This window comes from Arthrobacter sp. CAN_A1 (assembly GCF_015751665.1).
Classification (GTDB): Bacteria; Actinomycetota; Actinomycetes; order Actinomycetales; family Micrococcaceae; genus Arthrobacter_D.
This window is the reverse complement of sequence record NZ_JADOUR010000001.1, coordinates 26,283-47,779: the sequence shown is the minus strand read 5'-3', so window position 1 is coordinate 47,779 and position 21,497 is coordinate 26,283. Positions and strand designations below refer to the sequence as shown.

Annotated in this window: 16 protein-coding genes and 1 tRNA gene; 8 read left to right on the top strand and 9 right to left on the bottom strand. The window is 63.9% G+C overall.

The genetic code is table 11. From position 1 onward, the window contains the following. Window positions 1–2 precede the first annotated feature (2 nt). Window positions 3–2,096, bottom strand: coding sequence for a prolyl oligopeptidase family serine peptidase (locus IWX62_RS00235; RefSeq protein WP_196839350.1), 2,094 nt, complete (start codon window positions 2,094–2,096; stop codon window positions 3–5). 105 nt (window positions 2,097–2,201) lie between these two features. Between IWX62_RS00235 and IWX62_RS00230 the strand changes: the two genes are divergently transcribed. Continuing rightward, on the top strand, window positions 2,202–4,130 hold the full coding sequence (locus IWX62_RS00230) for an FAD/NAD(P)-binding protein (RefSeq protein ID WP_196839349.1): 1,929 nt from the start codon (window positions 2,202–2,204) through the stop codon (window positions 4,128–4,130). Window positions 4,131–4,188: 58 nt separating this feature from the next. Here the strand turns inward: IWX62_RS00230 and IWX62_RS00225 are convergent, their stop codons facing one another. The 3 genes from IWX62_RS00225 to IWX62_RS00215 form a co-directional block, all read right to left on the bottom strand. Next, entirely contained in the window at window positions 4,189–6,774 is a 2,586-nt protein-coding gene (locus tag IWX62_RS00225; protein WP_196839348.1) for a 5'-nucleotidase C-terminal domain-containing protein, read from the bottom strand. A gap of 249 nt (window positions 6,775–7,023) precedes the next feature. After that, complete coding sequence (locus tag IWX62_RS00220; protein ID WP_333483120.1) at window positions 7,024–10,122, bottom strand: ExeM/NucH family extracellular endonuclease; 3,099 nt, start codon at window positions 10,120–10,122, stop codon at window positions 7,024–7,026. Between the two features lie 237 nt (window positions 10,123–10,359). Then, a tRNA-Ser gene (locus IWX62_RS00215) sits at window positions 10,360–10,447 on the bottom strand. Window positions 10,448–10,509: 62 nt separating this feature from the next. Here IWX62_RS00215 and IWX62_RS00210 point away from each other — a divergent pair. The 3 genes from IWX62_RS00210 (at window position 10,510) to IWX62_RS00200 (ending at window position 14,192) form a co-directional block, all read left to right on the top strand. Continuing rightward, the gene (locus IWX62_RS00210) at window positions 10,510–11,493 is read left to right on the top strand and encodes an NAD(P)H-quinone oxidoreductase (protein WP_196839347.1); all 984 of its coding nucleotides are present in this window, start codon (window positions 10,510–10,512) and stop codon (window positions 11,491–11,493) included. A 201-nt stretch (window positions 11,494–11,694) separates the two neighbouring features. Continuing rightward, window positions 11,695–14,004: a carbon starvation CstA family protein gene (locus IWX62_RS00205; RefSeq protein WP_196839346.1), complete on the top strand. Its 2,310-nt coding sequence runs from the start codon at window positions 11,695–11,697 to the stop codon at window positions 14,002–14,004. Continuing rightward, window positions 14,004–14,192 carry a YbdD/YjiX family protein gene (locus tag IWX62_RS00200; protein ID WP_196839345.1) on the top strand — a complete coding sequence of 63 codons (189 nt, stop codon included), beginning with the start codon at window positions 14,004–14,006 and terminating at the stop codon, window positions 14,190–14,192. Before IWX62_RS00205 ends, IWX62_RS00200 begins: the two co-directional genes overlap by 1 nt. Window positions 14,193–14,302: 110 nt before the next feature. On the opposite strand, the gene IWX62_RS00195 is transcribed toward IWX62_RS00200, so the two are convergent. Further along, window positions 14,303–15,043 carry a GAF and ANTAR domain-containing protein gene (locus IWX62_RS00195; RefSeq protein ID WP_196839344.1) on the bottom strand — a complete coding sequence of 247 codons (741 nt, stop codon included), beginning with the start codon at window positions 15,041–15,043 and terminating at the stop codon, window positions 14,303–14,305. Window positions 15,044–15,438: 395 nt separating this feature from the next. Here IWX62_RS00195 and IWX62_RS00190 point away from each other — a divergent pair, with 395 nt between their 5' ends. The 3 genes from IWX62_RS00190 (at window position 15,439) to IWX62_RS00180 (ending at window position 17,160) form a co-directional block, all read left to right on the top strand. After that, on the top strand, window positions 15,439–15,684 hold the full coding sequence (locus tag IWX62_RS00190) for a hypothetical protein (RefSeq protein WP_196839343.1): 246 nt from the start codon (window positions 15,439–15,441) through the stop codon (window positions 15,682–15,684). An 88-nt stretch (window positions 15,685–15,772) separates the two neighbouring features. Next, complete coding sequence (locus IWX62_RS00185; protein WP_196839342.1) at window positions 15,773–16,225, top strand: hypothetical protein; 453 nt, start codon at window positions 15,773–15,775, stop codon at window positions 16,223–16,225. Window positions 16,226–16,323: 98 nt separating this feature from the next. Next, entirely contained in the window at window positions 16,324–17,160 is an 837-nt protein-coding gene (locus tag IWX62_RS00180) for an aldo/keto reductase (RefSeq protein ID WP_196839341.1), read from the top strand. 90 nt (window positions 17,161–17,250) lie between these two features. On the opposite strand, the gene IWX62_RS00175 is transcribed toward IWX62_RS00180, so the two are convergent. From IWX62_RS00175 to IWX62_RS00160, 4 genes are read right to left on the bottom strand one after another with little or no spacing between them, the layout of a single operon-like run. Beyond that, window positions 17,251–17,637 (bottom strand): flagellar assembly protein FliW, encoded by a 387-nt coding sequence (locus IWX62_RS00175; protein ID WP_196839340.1) that lies wholly within the window; start codon window positions 17,635–17,637, stop codon window positions 17,251–17,253. Further along, window positions 17,634–18,509: a flagellar hook-associated protein FlgL gene (flgL, locus tag IWX62_RS00170; RefSeq protein WP_196839339.1), complete on the bottom strand. Its 876-nt coding sequence runs from the start codon at window positions 18,507–18,509 to the stop codon at window positions 17,634–17,636. Before flgL ends, IWX62_RS00175 begins: the two co-directional genes overlap by 4 nt. Window positions 18,510–18,514: 5 nt before the next feature. Next, a complete protein-coding gene (gene flgK, locus IWX62_RS00165) occupies window positions 18,515–19,921 on the bottom strand; it encodes a flagellar hook-associated protein FlgK (protein ID WP_196839338.1) in 1,407 nt (468 codons plus the stop codon). An 8-nt stretch (window positions 19,922–19,929) separates the two neighbouring features. Further along, window positions 19,930–20,415 carry a flagellar protein FlgN gene (locus IWX62_RS00160; protein ID WP_196839337.1) on the bottom strand — a complete coding sequence of 162 codons (486 nt, stop codon included), beginning with the start codon at window positions 20,413–20,415 and terminating at the stop codon, window positions 19,930–19,932. Window positions 20,416–20,595: 180 nt separating this feature from the next. Here IWX62_RS00160 and IWX62_RS00155 point away from each other — a divergent pair, with 180 nt between their 5' ends. Continuing rightward, window positions 20,596–21,411 carry a sigma-70 family RNA polymerase sigma factor gene (locus tag IWX62_RS00155; protein WP_196839336.1) on the top strand — a complete coding sequence of 272 codons (816 nt, stop codon included), beginning with the start codon at window positions 20,596–20,598 and terminating at the stop codon, window positions 21,409–21,411. Window positions 21,412–21,497: the final 86 nt, after the last annotated feature.

Here is a 21,497-nt window from a genome sequence, read left to right as displayed (position 1 = left end):
GGCTACAGCCCGCCGTTCAACGCCTTCCACACAAACTCGTGGGACATGACGTGCATGCGGGCTGCTTGCCGGTTGTCCGACGCCCCCGCATGACCGCCCTCCAGGGCCTCATGGAACCACACATTGCCGATCCCGAGCGCCTTCATCCTGGCCGCCATCTTCCGTGCCTGGACTGGGCCCACCCGGTCGTCACTGGTCGCCGTCCAGATCAGGGTCCGGGGGTAGCCAACGCCCGGGCGCAGCTGATGATACGGGGAGAAGGTCTGCACGTACTCCCATTCCTCAGGCTTGTCCGGATCGCCGTACTCGGCGATCCACGAGTAGCCAGCCGACAGTTTGGTGTACCGGCGCATGTCCAGCAGCGGGACGCCGCAGGAGATGGCTCCGAACAGGTGCGGGTAGTGCGTGAGCATGTTGCCTACCAGCAGTCCACCGTTGCTCCGTCCGGTGCAACCAAGCAGGTCAGGTCGGGTGACCCCGCGGGTCACCAGATCCTCGGCAATTGCTGCGAAGTCCTCGTAGGCGCGGTGCCGGTTGGCATGCAGCGCGGCGCGGTGCCAGGCAGGACCGTACTCGCCGCCGCCCCGGATATTCGCCAGCACGTACACGCCATGCCTCCCGGCTGCGGTGGTCCGTTCCAACCAGCCCCGGCCAATGACTCCCGAGTAGGCGGGGGTCATGGCGTGCTCAAACCCGCCGTAGCCGGAGAGCAGGGTGGGGTTCTCGCCGTCGAGCACCAGATCAGTCGCCGCGACCTGGAAGTACGGGACCCGCGTCCCGTCCTTGGATACCGCGAAGTGCTGCTCAACGGTGAACTGGTCGTCATTGAAGAACGACGGCGACGCTTTCACTGGGGTATGCGTCCCGCCCACGGTTCCGCGGAGCAGGGTGGTCGGCGTCAGAAATCCGCTGGCCAGGAGCCAGTAGTCGTTCCCGGCGTCGTCGTCTTCATCGTCCACAGCAAACGCGTCGACCGAGTGCAGCGGAGGGCAGGCGTCGAGGGTCTCCATCCGCCACTGCCGGGACGGTTCCAGGATCCTGATCTCGGAGGACACGTCGTTGAGGAGGTTGACCAGAAGGTAGTCCCTCGTCCAGCTCCAGGATTGCAGCGAGGTCTGCGCATTGGGTTGGAACAGTGTGGTCAGCGCGCGGCTGCCCGCCAGGAAAGAGTCAAGGTCGATGCCGAGCAGCGACCCGGCCGTGAACACGGTGCCGTCCACGGCCCAGTCGGTGCGGGGCCGCAGGGTCAGCCACTGCCGGTGGAGCGAAACATTGACATCGTCGGGGACGTCCAGCTGGACCCACGCGTTGTCGCGGCGCAGATGGGTGCGGCTGGAGTAGAAGTCAATGGTGTCGATGGCGATGTCCCGCTCGAACCCGGGCGTCTGGTCCCGCATCACGACCGCCATCATGTGATCCTCGGGAATCTCAAAGTAGAGCTCGGCGTCGTCCAGCGACCCGCCCCGGCGGACGGTGCGCACCGTCCGCGGATAGGAACTGGAGGTGATTGATCCGGGGCCGAAGTCGGTAGCCACGTGAAGAGCATCGGGTCCAGCCCAGCTGATCCGGCTCTTGGCTGCCGGAATGTCGAAGCCACCGGCAACGAACGTCCTAGAGACGACGTCGAATTCCCGGAACCGCCGGGCGTCGCCGCCGTCGGGGGAGAGCGCGATCAGGGCATGCCGGTAGGGCGCGCCCTCGGCGGGACGCAGGAACATCGCGCCGCCCCACACCCACTCGATGCCCTCGTCAGCGCTGAGTGCATCGAGGTCCAGCAGGACCTCCCACTCCGTGTGCGCCGAGTTGTAGCTGTCCCAGCCGGTCCGACGCCACAATCCTTTCGGATGTGCTTCATCGCGCCAGAAGTTGTAGAAGTGCTCGCCCCGTTTGGAGACCATCGGGATGCGGTCGGTGGAATCGAGAACCTCAAGGACGTCCCGCTCCATCTCCTGGAATTCGCCGGTAACGAGTAGCCGCTCGGTGACGGCGTTCTCGGCGCGAACCCACTCGAGGGGCGAATCGCCGTAGATGTCTTCGAGCCAGAGGAACTCGTCGTCGGGGGTCGCGCCGGGGCGCTGGTCTGTGGTGGAGGTCATATTTCCATCCTATGCACGCCCGTCAGGACCGCCGAACCAGCCGACAGGACCGGCTCCGGTCAGCCCGGTTCCTTCGCGCCCGGACCCAGCGGATACCCTTAGCTGATGAACACGGGGCCTAACCAACGGGTAGCTGTGGTGGGCGCCGGCCCCCGCGGCACCTCAGTCCTGGAACGGCTCATTTCCCAGTGGGACGCGGTCCCGGCCGGGCAGCGCGGCCACCTGGACATCCACCTGGTTGACCCTGAAAGCCCCGGCCCCGGCCACGTCTGGCGGCCCAGCCAGTCGCGGCTCTTCCTGATGAACACGCCGTCCCTCTTCCCCACGGTGGTCCCCGTCGGGGTGCGCACCGACGGACTCGCTCCGTCGGTAGTGGATCACTCGTTCGATGACTGGCGGGTCGCCATGACTGACCAGCCCGCCGGGTCGCTTTCCACTGCCGACCAAGAGGAGCTGTATCGGCTCGGCAGCTCGGACTTTCCCAGCCGTGCGTTGTACGGGAGATATCTGGAGTGGACTTACCAGCAACTCCTTGACCGTTGCCCGGCCGACGTCGTCGTCACTCACCACCCCGCCGAAGCGCTGGCGCTCACACCCGAGGGCGTCGGCTACCGGTTGAGCCTGGGCGACGGGTCGGAGCTAGCCGTGGACGCCGTCGTGTTGGCCCTGGGCCATGTTCCGGCGCAGCTGAGCCCAGAACAGGTGGCCCTCCGCGATGGTGCCGGTCGGTACAGTCTCGCCTACTGGCCGCCGGCCGTCCCCGCCGACATCGACTGGAACAGGCTTCCGGCGACCAAGCCGGTCCTCATCCGGGGGTTGGGCCTAAACTTCTTCGACGTCATGATCCAGCTGACCGCGGGCCGTGGAGGGCGTTTTGTCACCGGCGAGGGCGGGAGGCTGGAGTATCAACTGTCCGGCAGGGAACCTGGAATTGTTGCGGCATCCCGGCGGGGCGTGCCCTACCGGGCGAAAGCGCAGTTGGATAGTTACCTCCCGCGGAGCGTGTCCCTGACCTACTGCACTCTGCCCGCCCTGCGGTCGTTTGCTGACCAGGGAATCCAACCGGGCTTCGACCACGACATCTGGCCGCTCCTGCACCGCGACGTGATGACCGCCTACTACACCACCCTGGCCAGGGTGTCAGGGGAACTCCTCCTGGCCGACCCGGACGGATTCCTGGCCCGGCTTCACACGGCGATAGCGGTCAGCGGTCCGGGCTGGGAGGCGGCGCTCGCGACGCTCCTCACCACCGAGGTGCCAGCAGAACTCCACCTCACAGTCGAGGCACTCGCGCACCCTTTCGCTGGCCGCCGGTTCGCCTCCACCCTGGACTATCAGGACGCGGTGCTGGCGTACCTTGAGGAGGATGTTGCCGAATCCGCCCGCGGCGAGGACAGCCCGCTCAAAATGGCGATCGGTGCGATGAACGCCGGCCGGACCGTCATCAAACAGGTGGTGGCCGACGGCGGGCTGACCGACCAGTCGTGGATGGCTGAGCTGCGCGGCTGGTTTGAACCGTTGGTGGAAGGGTTGGCCAGCGGACCCCCGGCGATCAGGATCGCCCAGCTGGCGGCGCTGGCACGCGCGGGTGTGGTCCGGTTCGTGGGACCCAACCCTGCGTTCGTGGTTGATGAGGACACCGAGCGGTTCCGGGCTTCCTCCCCGTGGGTGAAGAGCCCCGGGGTTTCCGCCAGCCACCTGGTGGACGCGATGATGCCGCCCAACCGGGCTGTGACCACCAAATCGCCGCTGCTGCGCCAGCTGCTCGACGACGGGCTGGTCCGCGCCAGGATGATGATGGCTTCCGACGGTGTGCCCGTCAGCTCGCCCGGATTGGACGTCACGCCGCCGCCCTACCGGGCGCTCGACGGCTCCGGCCGCCCCCATCCGCACCTGTATGTGCTGGGTCTGCAGCTCGCCTCGGCCCAGTGGGGGACCGCGATTGCAGCCCAGGCGCACACGCCGGTCGATGCCGGTGGGCGGACGCTCCGCGACGCGGACGACATTGCCGCGGCGATCCTCTCCGGCCGGTAGTTAACCGAAACGGCGGACCCCCGCAGGGGCCCGCCGTCGGTCCAGCTAGGGTATCGGTCTAGAGACCTTCCGCGTACCTGCCGCAGGAGCCAACCTGGTCGTCGAACCGGTTGACGAAGGCTGCCATCGCGTCGCGGGCCACGGGTGCGACCGGACGGTAGGTGCCGTCGCCCCAGCCCTCAGAGATCCCGGCGTCCTTCAGCCAGGAGATTTCCTTCTCGAACATCATGCCCTCCGGCACGTCCGAGAAGGGCGCACCGTTCGGGTTCACATAGCTGATCGCTTCCGCGTCGAGGCATACCTCGGCGGCGAGACGCATCATGAAGGCTGCCATGGCGTCCCGGTTGACCGGGGTGACCGGACGGAAGGTCCGGGTGCCGTCGGCTTCGGGCCATCCGGTGGAGAGACCTGATTCGTGCATCCACATGATCGCGTCGAAGTGCTCCACGCGGTCCGCTTCATTGGCGGGGAACGCAACGTCGCTGAAGGGCGATTCCTCGGGCAGTTCGAAGTCCGGTTCCCCGGCGAGCCGGTAGAGGAATGCTGCCATCGCGTCGCGGTTGATGTTCGCCAGCGGGCGGTATGACCGGGTGCCGTCGGCTTCCAGCCACCCGGTGGACAGACCATTCTCGGCCATCCATTCGATGTGGTCCTGGTGTTCGTTGCCCGCGATATCGGTGAACTCAGCGAGTTCGACGCCGATCGGCAGGTTGACGGTGGTCCCCGAGTCGGGAGCGTTCAGCTGGAAGGTGGCACCCACAGCGTCGGCCGGAACGGTGAACGCGATACGCACCGCGCCGTCGGTGACGTCGAAGGTGTCGATCTCCACCGGCTCGTTGTCGCCCACTGCGTAGGACAGGACAATGCTGGTGTTGACGGGGCTACCCAATGAGGTCAGATCCAGCTTGGACACGTCGAAGCCGACTTCCTGGCCGAGCACAACCGTTGCCGGCGCGTCCTGGACCTGAACGGCACGGCGGTCGAAGGTTGGGGAAAGCGGGCTGTTGGCTTCGATGTAATCGAACCAGGCCTCCCGGTCAACCAGACCGGAGTCAAGGGTGTTGGCGCCCTCGTTGAAGACTGCGAAGTCGTCGCCGCCCTGGATCAGGAAGTTGAACGTGCCGACCCGGTAGTCCCGGCTGGGGTCCAACGGTTCCCCGTTGACCGTGACCGAGGTGATCCGTGAGCCTTCAGTTGCCTCGGAATCGTAGGTGTAGGTCACATTGTCGGAGAGTCCCAGGTGCAGGAAGTTGGTGCGGACACCACCTGTGCGGGGCCACTGCTGCTCCAGGAGTTCAGCGAACTGCGCGCCGGTCAGCGTGGTGGTGGCCAGGTTGTTCAGGAATGGCAACACCGCGTTGGCTTCAGCAACTGTCACGTCACCGTTCTCGTCGTAGTACAACTCGGCACGGAGACCGCCCGGGTTGGTGACGCCGATTTCGGCGCCGCCGCGCTCTGCTGGCTCCAGTGAGGACAACAGCGAGTCGGCAACCAGGTTACCGAGGGTGGATTCCGAACCGCGGTCATCCCGGGCATCACCAATGAACGCTGTGGTGATGTCCTCGGTGACCTTCCCGAGGACAACACTGCCCAGCTCTTCGGCAGTCTCCAGCGCTTCGGTGACGATCGTCTGGACCTCGGCGACTCGCGGGTAAGCGGCCACCAGCTCGGCGTCGTCGACCTCGGTGCGCGCAACGTTGCGTGCCTCGTAGTCGAGGACGTCACCGGAGGCGTTATCAACGGTCAGCTCAACCTGACCGATGAACTCGCCGTAGGAGCCGGTCTGGACGATCGGACGGGTTTCGCCCTCCTCGCCGGGCACAGGTGCGCTTGACGCGTAGAACGAGTGGGTGTGCCCGTTGAAGATCGCATCGACCAGGGGGGTGGTCCCGTTGACAATTGCATCGAATTCGCTACCCGCAATGATCTCCGGGAGGGCCGCGGAGTCTTCGCTTGACCCGTCGGCGCCAGCGTGGAACTCGGCGACGATGACGTCGGCCAGGCCGCCGTCCTCAATTTCCTGCGCCACCCGGTTGACGGCTTCCACGGGATCGCCGAAGTCGAGGTTCGAGATACCGCCCGGGCTGACCAGGGTCGGCGTTTCCTGGGTGACAGCACCGATGACAGCGACGTCGATTCCGTCAATGGTGAAGATGTCGTATTCGTCCAGCGCCGGATCTTCGGTGCCCTTCAGATAGACATTGGCTCCAAGGTAGGAGAAATCGGCGATCGGTTCAACGCGGTCCGTGAGGTCGGCGAAACCGCCGTCGAACTCGTGATTACCGACAGCCGCGGTGTCCAACTCCAGTGCGTTGAGCACGTCGATCGTTGGCACATCGCGCTGCGACGACGACGCGTAGAGCGACGCACCGATGTTGTCGCCGGCCGACAGGAAGAGGGTGTTCCCGTCCCCGGCTGCCGCGCGCAACTGCTCGACAGTTCCCGCGAACTTCACCGTGTTGTCGTTGATGCGCCCGTGGAAATCGTTGATGTTGAGCAGATTGATCTCGGTGGTGGTCCCAGGCGCCGCGACGTCCACGTCGGTCTGCTGCGTTGCGTAGGCGGGCAGCACGGCTACGGGTGAGGCGAGTAGCCCCACCGTTAGCGCGGCACCGAGCCCGCCCTTCCATGACGAATGTTTCATTCGCTAGTTCTCCTTGGCTTTGGCTGATGACAGCCGCGAGTGAGTCCGCCCATGAAAACACGGGCATGGTGGCTCGGAATAGTGCTGAATGTGATCCACCTGACTTTGTGGGTCAAACCGAGCCAACCAGACCATCGTGAACGAGAGGTGACCAAAAGTGAAGAGGAGGGGAGCTGCCCGTTAACGAATGTTGGCCCCGGCTCATTGCCGGGGCCAACTCGTTTGTATGGGCGGAGCCCGCTGGAGCGGTTACCTTCCGCAGTTCCCAAACATGTCGTCGAACCGGTTGACGAATGCTGCCATCGCGTCGCGGGCTACGGGGGTGACTGGACGGTAGGTGCCGTCCCCCCAGCCCTGAGTGATCCCGGCGTCCTTGAGCCAGGAGATTTCCTTCTCGAACATCATGCCCTCCGGCACGTCGGGGAAGGGGGCTCCACTGGGGTCCACATACTCGATGGCTTCCTCATTGAGGCAGGCCTGCCCGGCGAAGCGCTTCAGGAAAGCTGCCATGGCGTCCCGGTTGACCGGGGTGACCGGACGGAAGGTGCGGGTGCCGTCGGCTTCGGGCCATCCGGTGGAGAGACCTGATTCGTGCATCCACATGATCGCGTCGAAGTGCTCCACGCGGTCCGCTTCATTGGCGGGGAACGCAACGTCGCTGAAGGGCGATTCCTCGGGCAGTTCGAAGTCCGGTTCCCCGGCGAGCCGGTAGAGGAACGCTGCCATCGCGTCGCGGTTGATGTTCGCCAGGGGGCGGTACGTCCGGGTGCCGTCGGCTTCCAGCCACCCGGTGGACAGACCATTCTCGGCCATCCATTCGATGTGGTCCTGGTGTTCGTTGCCCGCGATATCGGTGAACTCGATGGTTTCGTCGAGATCCAGGCCGACGATCACCGGGTCGTGATCGCTGGCACGGTACTGGTCAGCCGTGTAGTAGTTCACCGGGGTGTAGTTGAACCGGCTGTACTCAAGCGCCAGCGACTCGACAGCGTTGATGTTCCAGATGTCGACGCCGGTTACGATGGCGTCCGCCTCGGGCGAGGCGAGGATATGGTCGAGCGATCCGGACTGTCCGCCGAAGACGTAGGAGTACTTCCCGGTTTCGACGCCCTGGTTGATGTACCCGGCCTCGTAGAAGACCTGCATGGGGTCCTCTGCCGTGTAGGAGTTGAAGTCACCGGTCAGGAAGACCTTCTCAGTGCCTGCTTCCTCCTGCATGGTGTCGGCGAAGTCCACGAGAGCGGTTGCCTGCCTGACCCGGTCAGGGTTTGAGGCGCCTTGCCCGTCGCCCTGGTCCTCGTTCTCTCCGGAGCCTGAGCCCTTCGACTTGAAGTGGTTCACGATCGCGAGGAATTTCGTTGACTCGTCACCGTCGGCAGCCTGGAAGGCCTGGGCCAACGGCTTGCGCGCGTTGGAGAAAGCGATGTCGTCGTCGAGGATCACCGAGTCGCCAACGGTCTCGACTGCAGCGGTCTTGTAGATGAAGGCGTTGCGGATGACGTCCTCATTGGCGGGAATCTCGGCGGGGGAGGGGACAAAGTCCCAGACGCCCGGCTCGGCTTCGTTGAGCGCAGTGGTCAGGGTGGCGAGGGCCTCGTCACGGTCCTTGCCGAAGGCGGCCGAGTTCTCAATCTCTTCGAGGGACACCATGTCGGCGTCGAGGTTGGTCAGCGCGTCGACAATTTTGGCTTCCTGCCGTTCGAAGCTGTCGGTGTTGGCTGCGCCACGTGCGTCGCACCCGCCGCGGACGGTGATCGGGTTGCCCGCGCGGTCGTTGAAATATGTGCATCCGGTCAGCTCATCGCCGGTGGTGCTGAAGTAGTTCAGGACGTTGAACGAGGCGATCTTGATGTCGCCGCCCACATCTATGGGGGTTGCTGGCCGCTCGCCGGCGAAGGTGACTGGCTGTACTTCGTCCGCATTCACCGCAGTGAGATGGGTGACCGGTTGGAAGCGCCACACGCCGAAGTCGAAGTCAACGATGACGTCGGAGGTGAAGGTCGCCGACCCGTTGACCCGGACCGGATTCTCCACCGTCAGGTACGGCAGTTCCTGGTCGGTGTTCTGGACGAAGTCCACCGTGGCACCGTCGTCGAGGGTGACGCCGCGTGCCTGGTTGTCGGCCTGCACGGCCGCGTTCTCTTCGGTGCCAGGGGGAGCGATCTCGGTGGGCTGGACGAGGGCTTCGGTGCCGAAGGCCAGGTCAATCTCGCCGTACCGGTTCAGGTCATAGTTGTCGGAGACGGTGAAGTCGCCGGTCGGCCGGATGAGCATGTTCTCCAGCACTTCACGCTCAGCCTCGGTGGCGGGCCACGGCGTGCTGAGGGACTTGACCTCCTCGGCGGGCTCGGTGAGGACGGTGGCGGCGCCGGCCACCACCTCAATCTGGGTGACGCCGAAGTTTTCCCCGACCTGGCCCGTGACCTCAACATGGTCCCCAATTACGACGTCGGCGACGGTCCCGGGGGAGTAGATGAAGATGCCGTCCGACGCGGTGCGAGCTTCCGAAGCCGATAGCCCGGTTCCTTCGGTCTGGAGCACGTAACCGTCAATGCCTCCCGTGGGATAGGTAGCGGTGACGACCCCGCGGGTGGTGACAGTCTCTCCCGCAACGGGCGAGACGTTTCCGGTGCCCTGAATCTCCGCGATCGGGACTACTTCGCCGGCAACCGGGGGCTCCGGTTCGGGCTCAGGCTCAACGCTGCCGGTCTCGCCGTCGGCGTTGGTCGGGGTGACCGCTTCGCTGAGCGTGAAGTCGGCGGAGTTGTTGTCGGTGTCGACGAAGTCGGTGCGGTTCAACGAACGGGGATCGGTGTTGCTATCCGGTTTGGTGGCAACAGCCGTTTCGAAGGTATTCGAGGAGCCATAACCCAGCAGATCCTCGACGGCCGCGTTGTTGACAATTGACCCGGTGGCCAGCGGGTCAATTGCCGCGGCTTCGTTCGACAGGATCAGCGTGCCCCCGCCGCCGGCGAAACTGGCGCCGATGGTGGCATCCGTGCCAGGAAGGGCAACCCCGTTGTCAGCGTTGCTGGAACCACCAATGAGGTAGTGGCCGTTTGCCGGAATGATTCCACTGAGCGTTGACACTCCGGTCGGGGCGTTGGTGCTGCCCGCTGCGCGGTACTGGAGCGACCAGCCGCTGATGTCGACCGGCTGGTCGGTGGTGTTGTGGAGTTCGACAAACTTGTTCAGATATGGGGCGTTCGTGCTTCCCCCGTTGACGTAGGCCTCATTGATGACAACGCCGTTCGGCGCCGCAAAGGCAGGCAGCGCGGCGATCGGTGAGGCGAGGAGCCCCACGGTGATCACCGCCCCCAGCCCGCCCTTCCATGACGAATGTTTCATCCGCTAGTCCTCCTTGGCTTTTGGCTGTTGACAGCCGCGAGTGAGACCGCCCGAAGGGAAAAGCACAGACGGTTTTGGCCCAAGATTCTGGTCATGGTGATCCAGATAACTTTTGGGTCGGTATTGAGCCAACCAGACAATAGTGAACGAGAGATTACGGAAAGTGAAGGGGCCAGGAGTTTGCGGTAAACAAAAAGTTGGCCCCGGTAACTACCGGGGCCAACTATTTATTACGGGCGGAAGGTAAGAGATTCGAACTCTTGGTACGGGGTTACCGCACACTGGTTTTCAAGACCAGCTCCATCGGCCGCTCGGACAACCTTCCCAAGTGAGTAGTGTTTCACGTAGCTTGCAGTTCAACCAAAAACCAACCCCGTGGAGGACCGCGTGAAAGCAGTAGTCATCACCCGACCAGGCGGGCCTGACGTGCTCGCTGTGTCCCAGGAGGCCGCGCCCACGGCCAGGCCGGGAGAGGTACTGATCGACGTCGTCGCGGCCGGGCTGAACCGTGCGGACGTGCAGCAGCGAGAAGGCCACTACCCTCCACCGGCGGGTGCCTCAGAGTACCCGGGTCTGGAAGTCTCCGGGCGGATCGCCGACGCGGGCGAGTCAGACTTCTCCGTCGGTGACGAAGTGGTGGCCCTGCTGTCCGGAGGAGGCTATGCGGAACAGGTGGCCGTGCCAGCAGGTCAGGTCCTCCTCGCTCCGGCGGGAGTTGACCTGGTTACTGCTGCCGCGTTGCCTGAAGTGGCCGCCACCGTTTACTCGAACCTCTTCATGACCGCGCGCCTTCAGCCGGGGGAACGGGTCCTCATCCATGGGGGATCCGGGGGCATCGGCACCATGGCCATCCAGCTGGCTGTGGCATTCGGGGCGGTCCCCCTCGTCACGGCAGGATCCGCGGCGAAACTCGAAGTCGCCCGAAGCCTCGGCGCCGTCACTTGCATCAACTATCGGGAGCAGGACTTCGTCGCTGAGGTGGCGGCAGCAACGTCGGGAGAGGGTGCCAACGTAATTCTCGACGTCGTCGGGGCCAAGTACCTGGCGCAGAATGTGGCTGCGCTCGCCGTCGGGGGCCGGCTGGTGGTGATCGGGTTACAGGGTGGCGCGAAGGCGGAGTTGAACCTCGGGGCGCTGATGACCAAGCGCGCGTCGGTGGCCGGCACCACGCTCCGGGGCCGCCCGGTGGCTGAGAAATCGTCCATCATGGCGGCGGTGAAGGATCACGTCTGGCCGCTGGTCACATCAGGGGCGGTCAAGGCGCTGGTGGACCGGACCTTCCCGCTTGAGGATGCGGCCGCAGCGCACCGGTACTTCGACTCTGGCGAGCACACCGGGAAGATCCTCCTCACGGTCAATCCCTCCCACTGATCAGCAGTGATGAGTGGGACTGTCTAGATATTCCCGCCGACAGGTCTGAGCCAGTGGGACTTTCGGCGTGCGCACTACCCTTGGGCGCAAAATAGTACCCACTTGCCGACTGGTCGGTGTGGCTGGTGGTTACACTGTGGCGTAACGGCCATCACATTGCTAACTTCGGCAGGTTCAAACACTCAAATCCAAGGGAGCACCATGAGTGAGCATCACAATAGTCGCGGACGCGCTGGGCACAACCCAGCCGACGGCGGCGACCAGGACGCTGACGTCCTGGTGCAGGATCCTGATCTTCCGCCCACCGCCCTCGATCCGGCCATCGCCGAGGCCGAGGAAGGCCGCTGGACCCCAGCCAAGATCGCCCTCTGGGTAGGTATCGCCCTCCTCGGCGGATTCAGCTGGACCATGCTGGCAATTGTGCGGGGCGAAACCGTCAATGCCATCTGGTTCGTCTTCGCCGCGGTATGTACCTACTTCATCGCCTACCGCTTCTACTCGAAGTTCATCGAGCGCAACCTCCTAAAGCCCGACGATCGCAGGGCAACCCCCGCCGAGTACAAGGCGGACGGGAAGGACTACGCAGCGACAGACCGCAGGGTCCTCTACGGACACCACTTCGCCGCCATCGCCGGCGCCGGTCCACTGGTCGGCCCGGTCCTCGCAGCCCAGATGGGCTACCTTCCGGGCACACTGTGGATCATCTTCGGTGTCATCGCCGCAGGCGCCGTCCAGGACTACCTGGTGATGTTCTTCTCGATGCGTCGCGGCGGCCGCTCCCTTGGGCAGATGGCCCGCGAAGAGCTCGGACTGATCGGCGGCACCGCTGCCCTGATCGCGACTCTCGCCATCATGATCATCATTGTCGCCATCCTCGCGCTGGTGGTTGTCAACGCCCTCGGCGAAAGCCCCTGGGGCGTCTTCTCCGTTGCGATGACCATCCCCATTGCGCTTTTCATGGGTGTCTACCTCCGGTTCATCCGCCCGGGCAAGGTCACCGAAGTGTCGGTTATCGGCTTTGTGCTGCTGATGGCTGCAATCATCGCCGGCGGCTGGATCGGCGAAACCGAGTGGGGCGTCGCCATTTTCGGCCTCGACCGCGTGGCCATCGCCTGGGGCATCATCATCTACGGTTTCATCGCCGCAGTGCTCCCGGTCTGGCTCCTGCTAGCACCCCGCGACTACCTCTCAACCTTCATGAAGATCGGCACCATCGTGATGCTGGCGGTCGCCATCATCATCACCCGCCCTGAAATCAGCGTCCCCGCGGTCAGCGAATTCGCCAGCCGCTCGGACGGTCCGGTTGTCCCAGGTACGCTCTTCCCCTTCCTGTTTGTCACCATCGCCTGTGGTGCGCTCTCCGGCTTCCACGCGCTGATCGCCTCCGGGACCACCCCGAAAATGATCCAGAAGGAACGCCAGACCCGCTTCATCGGGTACGGCGGCATGCTGATGGAGTCCTTCGTCGCGATCATGGCTCTCGTCGCCGCCCTGTCGATCGACCGTGGCATCTACTTTGCGATGAACTCTTCGATGGCTGCCACCGGCGGAACCATCGAGGGTGCCGTCGCGTTCGTCAATGGCCTGGGACTGGCGGGGGTGAACCTCACCCCCGAAATGCTGAGTCAGCTGGCCAATAACGTGGGCGAGGAATCCATTGTGTCCCGCACGGGTGGCGCACCGACGCTGGCCGTCGGTATCGCTCAAATCATGCAGTCCTTCATCGGCGGCTCCGGGATGATGGCGTTCTGGTATCACTTCGCCATCATGTTTGAGGCCCTGTTCATCCTCACCGCCGTCGACGCCGGAACCCGCGTTGCCCGGTTCATGCTGCAGGACAGCATTGGTAACTTCATCCCCAAGTTCCGCGACACCTCCTGGAGGACCGGAGCCTGGATTTGCACGGGCATCATGGTGGCCGGCTGGGGGGCGATCCTGATCATGGGGGTCACTGACCCGTTGGGCGGAATCAACACACTGTTCCCGCTCTTCGGTATCGCCAACCAACTGCTGGCGGCGATCGCGCTCGCCGTGTGTATGGCGATTTGCGCCCGGAAGGGAGCCTTCAAGTTCCTCTGGATCCCGGCGCTCCCGTTGGCCTTCGCAGCGGTGGTAACCATCTCGGCGTCGTTCCTGAAGATCTTCTCGCCGGTACCCTCAGTAGGCTACTGGGCGAACCACTTCGCCTTCCGCAACGCGCTTGCAGCCGGCGAAGAGAGCTTCGGTGCCGCGCAGTCAGTCGCCGCGATGGAAGCGGTGGTCCGCAACACCTTCATTCAGGGCGTGCTGTCAATCGTGTTCGTCACGCTCGCACTGATCGTGATCACGACGGCGATCGTTGCCACGATCAAGGCGTACCGCAACGGCGGTGGGCCCAACACCGAGGACAAGGCAGTTCCGTCACGGATCTACGCCCCGTCCGGCATGCTGGCTACTCCTGCCGAGAAGGACCTGGAGAAGCAGTGGGCAGCACTTCCCGCTGACAAGTTGCCGGCGAGGACCGGCCACTGATGAGCGTCCTGGAGCGGGCTCGGCAGGCAGTGTGGCTGTTCAAGGGAGTGATGGGCGAGAACGCCTATCAGTCCTACCTTGACCACCACGCCGCCACCCACAATGCTGAACCGCCGATGACCGAGAAAGCGTTCTGGCGGGAGAAAGCCGACCGTCAGGACACCAATCCGGAGGGCCGCTGCTGCTAGCAGCCCCACCGGTGCACAACTGCCCACTAGCAGGAATTGTTTACCGAGCATGAACGTCTATGCTCAGCGAACCACCCCAGCTAGTGGGCAGTTGTGTAGTCAATGACGGGCTATTTGTCGAAGTGGGTGGTGGTGGGTGCCTGGTGTGCCGAGGCCACTACTGCGCTGGCGACGTCGCGCAACTTGATGTTCCGGGCGCTGGACGCGGCCTTCAGGATTTCCACTGCCTCGTCCTGTGAACACCGGTTCTGGGCCATGATGATTCCCGCAGCGAGGTCAATCACCGTGCGGGACCGCATGGCGGCTTCCAGGTGCTTGCTGGCGTCGCTGAGCTGGGCCATCCGGACCGCCAGGCGTAACGATTTTGAGGCTTCGAGGGCAAACGCCTCAGCTGAAGCTACGGCGTCGTCGTCGAATGCATGTGAGACCGTCGAATAGAAGTCCAAGCCTGCTCGCGCTTCGCCACCCAAGGGAACCGGGATCCCTAAAGCTGAGCGGATGCCATGCTCGGCGACCGCGTCCCGGTAGTCGGGGAACCGCGTGTCCGTGGGGATATCCCGCACGTGGATGGTGACGTTCTCCCGCGCCGCCCGCAGGCACGGACCATCATCAAACGCGTACTGAATTTCGTCGGTTGCTTGGGCCAGCTCGCTGCTGCTGGCGACGGTCCCCATCGTGCGTGGACGGAGCAAGGTTAGCCCGCAGAGCACCTCGCCGGCGGCCTGGGACGTCAGCGTTTCGGCGGCGAGCTGGGTGAGCCCGGTGAGGAAGGTACTCACATCATCGCTGTCCATCACCATGTCCAGCAGTACGTTATGAATATCCGATTCCGTGCGCGAGATTTCTGACATGATGTCCTCTACTTCTGGGAGTCGCTAGACTCCCCGTTACCTGACGGACCCAACTGTAATCGGTGCACGCGGCCAGCGGGGGTGAACGGCCAAGTGTGGGAACAGGACCCGATAGGCCCGAATGGGATATAGTCGTAGTCAGGTTGAGCAGCCAGCCACGGGAACTTCTTCTTTAAGTAGGATTTCGATGGCAATGACTCCGCACGGATTGCCTCTCTGGGCTCCGTTCAACACAACCACTTCCTTCCACACCGCTAGTGCCCTCCACGCCCGCTGTCCCCCCGCGCCGCCGTGCCCGAAGACACCGCCGTCGCGTCCGGTCGTCTGGTGACTTTACCCAGTTGTCGCAGTGACCTATGTAGAACTCCTAGCACTTAGGCTTTTGGAAGGACCCCATGAACGACAGCACCCGCCTAGCGCCCGATGAGGCATTCCCCGACGACCTCACGAAACTTGCCAGCTTTGAGGTTGAGATCCTCAATAGCAAAATTCACCGCGAGCTCGACGCCGAGTATGTCAGGTACGGGTTGCCGGATCCCGAGACTGAAGGGCGGCTCGAAGAGATCACCGAAGAGTTGGATCGGCGTGACAGCGAGCTTCACCTGACCGATGCGGCACCGAAGGAAAGCACCGGCGAATAGCCGGGTCTTGAAAAAGGGAAGAGCCGGGTGACCCGATGGGGGGATTACCCGGCTTTTCCCATGAGCACGCCGTGAGACGATGATCGTCATGGGATTCTTCACCGCTGCCCGTCAAGGGCGGAAGGATGACGCGGAGCTGGGCACTGGCGTCTGGCGGCGCGCGCACGACCGTTTCAGGCGTGGCCTGGACCGCTATCACCAGATCCTCGAAGGGGTCGGTGACGACGACGTCTACAACCAGCTTGCGGTCCTCGCCAACGAACTCGGGCCGCTGCTGGAGCGCGTCCGCGTGGTCTGCGTCGCCGCGCAGGCCTCCTCGCCGAGCGAGGGGATGGACATACCTGGGGCCCTCACCCCGGTGCACCGAGCCCTGTCGAGGGCTGGGAACTCTCTCGCGACGACGGCGGAGGCCGCCGCGATGGCACGGCTCGACGGCGAACGGTGGGGACTGGCGTCCGCCGGTCTGGAAAACGTGCGACGGCGGGCCGAACTGGTGGAAGAGGATATCGCCGAAGCCGAGCGCCAGTTGGCGGCCTCGTAGACACTCCCGCCGATAAAAAGTGGACTGACGAAATAATTCGGCGTAGGCGGCAGTTCACTTAACGACATCGCATTTAGTGAATACGGCGAAAGGCATTTATGACTACCTCACCGAATCTTACGTTCCATGACGGCGCCACCATTCCTCAGCTTGGCTATGGAGTGTGGCAAGTTGACGACACGACAGCGGAAGACGTCGTCGGGCGCGCTTTCAAGGCCGGTTACCGCCACATCGATACCGCGGCCGCCTACCAAAATGAGGCGGGTGTGGGCCGGGCCATCGCTGCTTCCGGCCTCGACCGTAGCGAGCTGTTCATCACCACGAAGCTGTGGAACGCCGATCAGGGCTACGAAAGCACCCTGAAGGCCTTTGACGTCTCGATGGAGAAGCTGGGCCTGGAGAAGCTTGACCTGTACCTGATCCACTGGCTGCAGCCCAAGCAGGGCAAGTACCTCGACACCTGGAAGGCTCTTATCGAGCTGCAGAAGCAGGGTCGGGTGACCTCCATCGGGGTCTCGAACTTCACCGTTGAGGCGCTTCAGGAAATCATCGACGCTACCGGGGTTGTTCCCGTGATCAACCAGGTGGAGACGCACCCGTTTTTCAACCAGACTGAGCTGAAGGCCTTCCACCAGGAAAAGGGCATCCTGCACGAGTCCTGGTCGCCGCTGGGCTCGGGCAAGGGTCTCCTTGACGATCCAGCCCTGGTGGAAATTGCCTCCAAGCACAACGCCACCCCGGCACAGGTTGTCCTCGCCTGGCACCTCGCAGTCGGCAATGTAGTGATCCCGAAGTCAGTCACCGAGTCCCGGATCGTCGAGAACTGGGACGCTCTCGATGTCACCCTCGACGCGGGCGACATTGATGCCATTAACGCACTCGACAAGGCCGATGGACGTATTGGTGCGGATCCGGCGACTGCCGACTTCGCCTAACCGCGACAAGCGACAGCCGGACGCATTCCGGTGGTTAACCTAGACATCGGCAGGGGAAATTTCCCCTGCCGATGTCTTGGTTAACTTGGCTTACTGCTGGGCATAGTCGGCCAGTTCGGCCCGCACGGGCCATTCGCCCCGCTCCAGGATCACCTGGGTGCACCGGCCCGTCGCCTGGTTGACCAGGATGGGCGCCAGCAGGTTCACAGTGGTGCCCTTTTCACCAGGGTTAGCGACCACCAGGAAAGTGAGCGGGTCAGCTTCCGGAAGGTCCAGCGCATCGATGTGCGACGACGAAACGGCCGGTTGGTAGTTCGGCAGGTACACGGCGGCGTCGAGCACGAACAACCGCAGCGCCGCGTTGTCGCTGGACTGCAGCGCATACAGACCATCGGCGCCGTCGATCCTGTCCAGCGAAAAGTCGACGAGTGGGTCGAGTCCGGGCGGGGGAACCGTGAAGGTTAGAGCCGCACTCACCGCAGGAAATCCATGAGGGTGGGCTGAAGTACCCGTGCCGTCACCGCGAGCGCCGACTGGTAGGTGACCTCTTGCAGCTTCATCTCCAGGATGACTGCCGCCAGGTCAACATCTTCCACCCGGGAACGCTGCGATTCGAGTGACGCTGACTTTTCCACGTTGACCTCCTGGGATTGCAGGATCTGGGCATGGCGGGTGCCGGCTTCGGCATGGTGGGTGCGGACCGCCGCCAGCCGGGTGTCCAGCGCCCCAAGGTTCCGGGACACATCAGCGCCCGATCGCAGGTCAGCTTCAATGGTGTCGAGCAGTTTGAACACCGAGGCGTCCCCGGTGCCGAAGACCGCCGCGCCGTCCATGTCCACACGCACCGTCACCCCGGCATCGATGCGCCGCTCCACCGGGCTGCCGCCGGTATGGTCCAGGGCGTCCGTGAACGCCACCCCGGCATCGGAATTGCCGGCGTAAATGGTGCGGCCCTGATGCTTGGTGTTGGCCTGGGACAGCAACTGGTCGCGCAGCGCTGCGACCTCAATAGCCAACGCTTCCCGTCCCGACGTCGACAGCGATCCGTTGCCGCCCTGCACCGTGAGGTCGCGGACCTTGTTCAGGGTGGCGCTTGCTGCGGTCAATGAGGCGTCCACTGCGGTCAGCCACCCGTCGCCGTCGGCAATGTTCCTGCTGTACTGATCGACGGCCCGCAGCTCCGCCCGGACACGCAACGACTCCGCCGCTGCCGCCGGATTGTCCGATGCCCTGGTGAACGCCTTCTGCCCCGAGGCCTTGTCCTGCAGCTCGGCCATCCGGGCGAGGTTGGTCTGCAGGTTGCGCTCAGCGCTCTGCATCATGGTCTGGTTGGTAACACGGGTGATCATTTGGATTACCTTCCCACTACGCCGGTGCGGTTGATCAGGGTATCGAGCATCTCGTCAATCGCGGTGATGACCCGTGCCGCCCCCTGGTAAGCGTGCTGGTGGGCGAGGAGGTTCAGGTTTTCCTCGTCCATATCGACCGACGAGTTGGACAGCTGGCGTCCAATGGAAGACGACGCCGCCAGGTCCGCGAGGACAGCGGTTTGCCGTGCGGCTTTGGTTTCAAGCCCCAACTGCGTCACGAATCCTGCCCACGCGACGTCGGGGGAATCCGCCCCCGAACCGAGCTGCGATATGGCGTCGGCGTTGCCCCCGTTGAGCCCGCCCCCGCCGGGGGTGCCGGCGGCAATTCCCGAGGCGTCGACCGGAACAACGGTCAGGTTGAGCGCGGCTGGGTCGCCGATGGCGAAGAAGTCAATCCCGGTGGTGCCGTCGGTGGTGGCGCCCTGTGAGTGCACCGCGTTGACCTTCGCCGCCAGTGATGACGCGAAGTCGTTGTAGAAGGTTGCGGCTTCCGCGAGCGCCCCGCCGGTGGCTGCCGGTGCCAGAGCAGAGAGTGCGCCGGCGATCTCGCCGCCGTCGAGCCCCGCTGAGGTGCCGGGGCGATGCGTGAACTCAACGCGAACCGCGTCGGTGCCAGCGGCGTCCAGCCGTCCCGGTCCGGCGACGGCGAGGGTACGCACCGAATCCCCGGTGACGAGCGAATTCCCGCCCATCACGACGTCGACTGTGCCGTCCTCGCGTTGCCGCATGCTGGCACCCGTCAGGGCCGAGATCGTCGCGACCAGTGTGTTCCGCTGATCGATGAGTTCATTGGCGGAACCGCCGGCGGCGAGGACCTTCCGCACCTGGTTGTTCAGGTCGGCAACCTGGGTTGCTGCGGTGTTGACTTCGGCAACCATGGTGGTCGTTTCCTGACGCAGTTGCGACCACTGGCCAGCGGCGGCCTGATAGCCCTGAGCCAGGTGGGCCGATAGTGCGTTGGCTTCCCGCAGCAGCACCGCTGAGGGGGCGCCACCACCGGCGTCGTTGGACAGGCCCTGCCATGCGGACCAAAAATTCTGCAGACTCGCGGACATCCCGTTGTCACCGGGTTCGTTCAAGGAGCCTTCGAGGGTGGACAGTGTTGCCGCCTGGACAGATGAAAACCCAGACCCCGCAAGGGAAACCCGAACCTGCGCGTCCAGGTGGGCGTCGCCCAAACGGGCGACGCCGTTGACCACCACGCCCTGGCCGGCGCGGACACCGGTGGAGAACAGTCCTGTTGCTGGTGCTCCGACCGCGCCGGTGGTCACCCGCTGGCGGGTGTAGCCCTCGGTGTTTGCGTTGGAAATGTTCTGGCCGACGACGTCGAGTCCGTGGCGGGCAGCAACCAGGCCGCTATAGGCGGTGTTCAGTCCACTAAAGGTGCTCATCTGGTGCCTCACAGATCCTTATCGAAGAGGTGGGCGTTTTCGGAGGGTGCATCCGAGGTGCCGCGGGAGTCGTACAGTCCGGCGTCGGGATTGAGTCGGGACAGCGTCTCCTGGGTGGAGCGGGCTGCGGCCCGCAGGAACTGCTGGTTGGCATCACGGAGGGTGCGGATCTCGACGGTGAGTTCGGTCATCGCGGCGAGGTGGGAACTGAAGATGTCCCCCCAGGGGCCATCTGGTGCCCGGCCAGCAAGTTCGCGGAGTGTGGCGTCGTCGGCAGTGCCCCACTCTCCGGACAGCGAGGCGACCTCGACGGTGCGGGCGAGGCCTGCCGAGCGCAGGCGCTCCAACACTGATTCAACTTCACGGGTGGCGTGCTGCAGCCATCGGGTTTTGCCGGTTGTCAGAAGTAACTGTTCTTCCTCCAATTTAAACACCAAAAGTTCAAGTAGTTCGCGTTCCTGCCAGAGCAGCGCGGATAGTTCATGCGCTCCCACACTGCCGCCTTTCCCTATGAAACCCGCGTTCAGCGTGGTCGCTCATTACTATCGGCATTGCTAACCGCAATGTTAGTGGTATCTTTCATCTTGTAACCGTCCGCGCACGGGGTAACAGGTTTCATTGCCTCAGTCAAAGTGCGCCGGCGACTCTCGCACGCAAGAGTTGGGGAACTCGGCATGAATCGGTCTGACCGTAATAAAATTGTTGTGGATAATCTACCACTGGTGGGGTATCTCGTTTCAGAGTTGTGTGCTAAAGCAACTCATTTATCAAGGGATGATCTGGCGTCGGTTGGTGCTATTGCGCTGATCACTTCAGCAGAGTCATTCGATCCTACGTTAGGGGTCCCCTTTGGCGCGTACGCGCGCCGTCGGATCACCGGCGCGTTCGCCGACGAGCTGCGGTCCATTGACTGGGCGCCGCGTTCAGCCCGCCGCCGGATCCGGGAAACGTTGGCGGTGCAGGAGACGCTGACAGCGTCTCTCGCCCGCAGCCCGACAGTCGATGAGATCGCCGCAGTGTTGGGCGTCGAGCGCGCGGTTGCTGACGCAGCTCTTAGCGACGCTTCCCGCACCGTGTCGGCCCTCGATGACACCATGGTGGACCTGCTGGTCGCGGATGGGTCCTCGCCGGAGGCCTCTCTCCTCGCGTCCGAACGCCTGGTCTACCTGCGGGCAGCGGTCGCAGCCTTACCCGAACGGATGCGCTGGATCATTGAACAGATCTACTTCGAGGACCGCTCAGTCAAGGAGATCGCCGAGGAGTTGGGCTCCACGCACTCGGCCGTCTCCCAGCAGCGCTCCGAGGCCGTGAGGTTGCTGCAGGACGGGCTTGGCACCCACTACGCGGATGAAACGGCTGTGCGCCATGTGCCACGATCGAGGATTTCACCTAACCGCCGGACCGCCTATCTCGCGGCTTTGGCCGACCAGACATCCGGGGGAATCACCCGTGCCCACTTGGTCTCGGTAGCGAATTCAGCTGCTTCATGACAACCGCAGCAAAATAGTCGGCATTTTCTTCGACATTTTCGCTAACGCCCCGATTACTTCTTCCGATAGCTAAGGTTGCCAGCCCA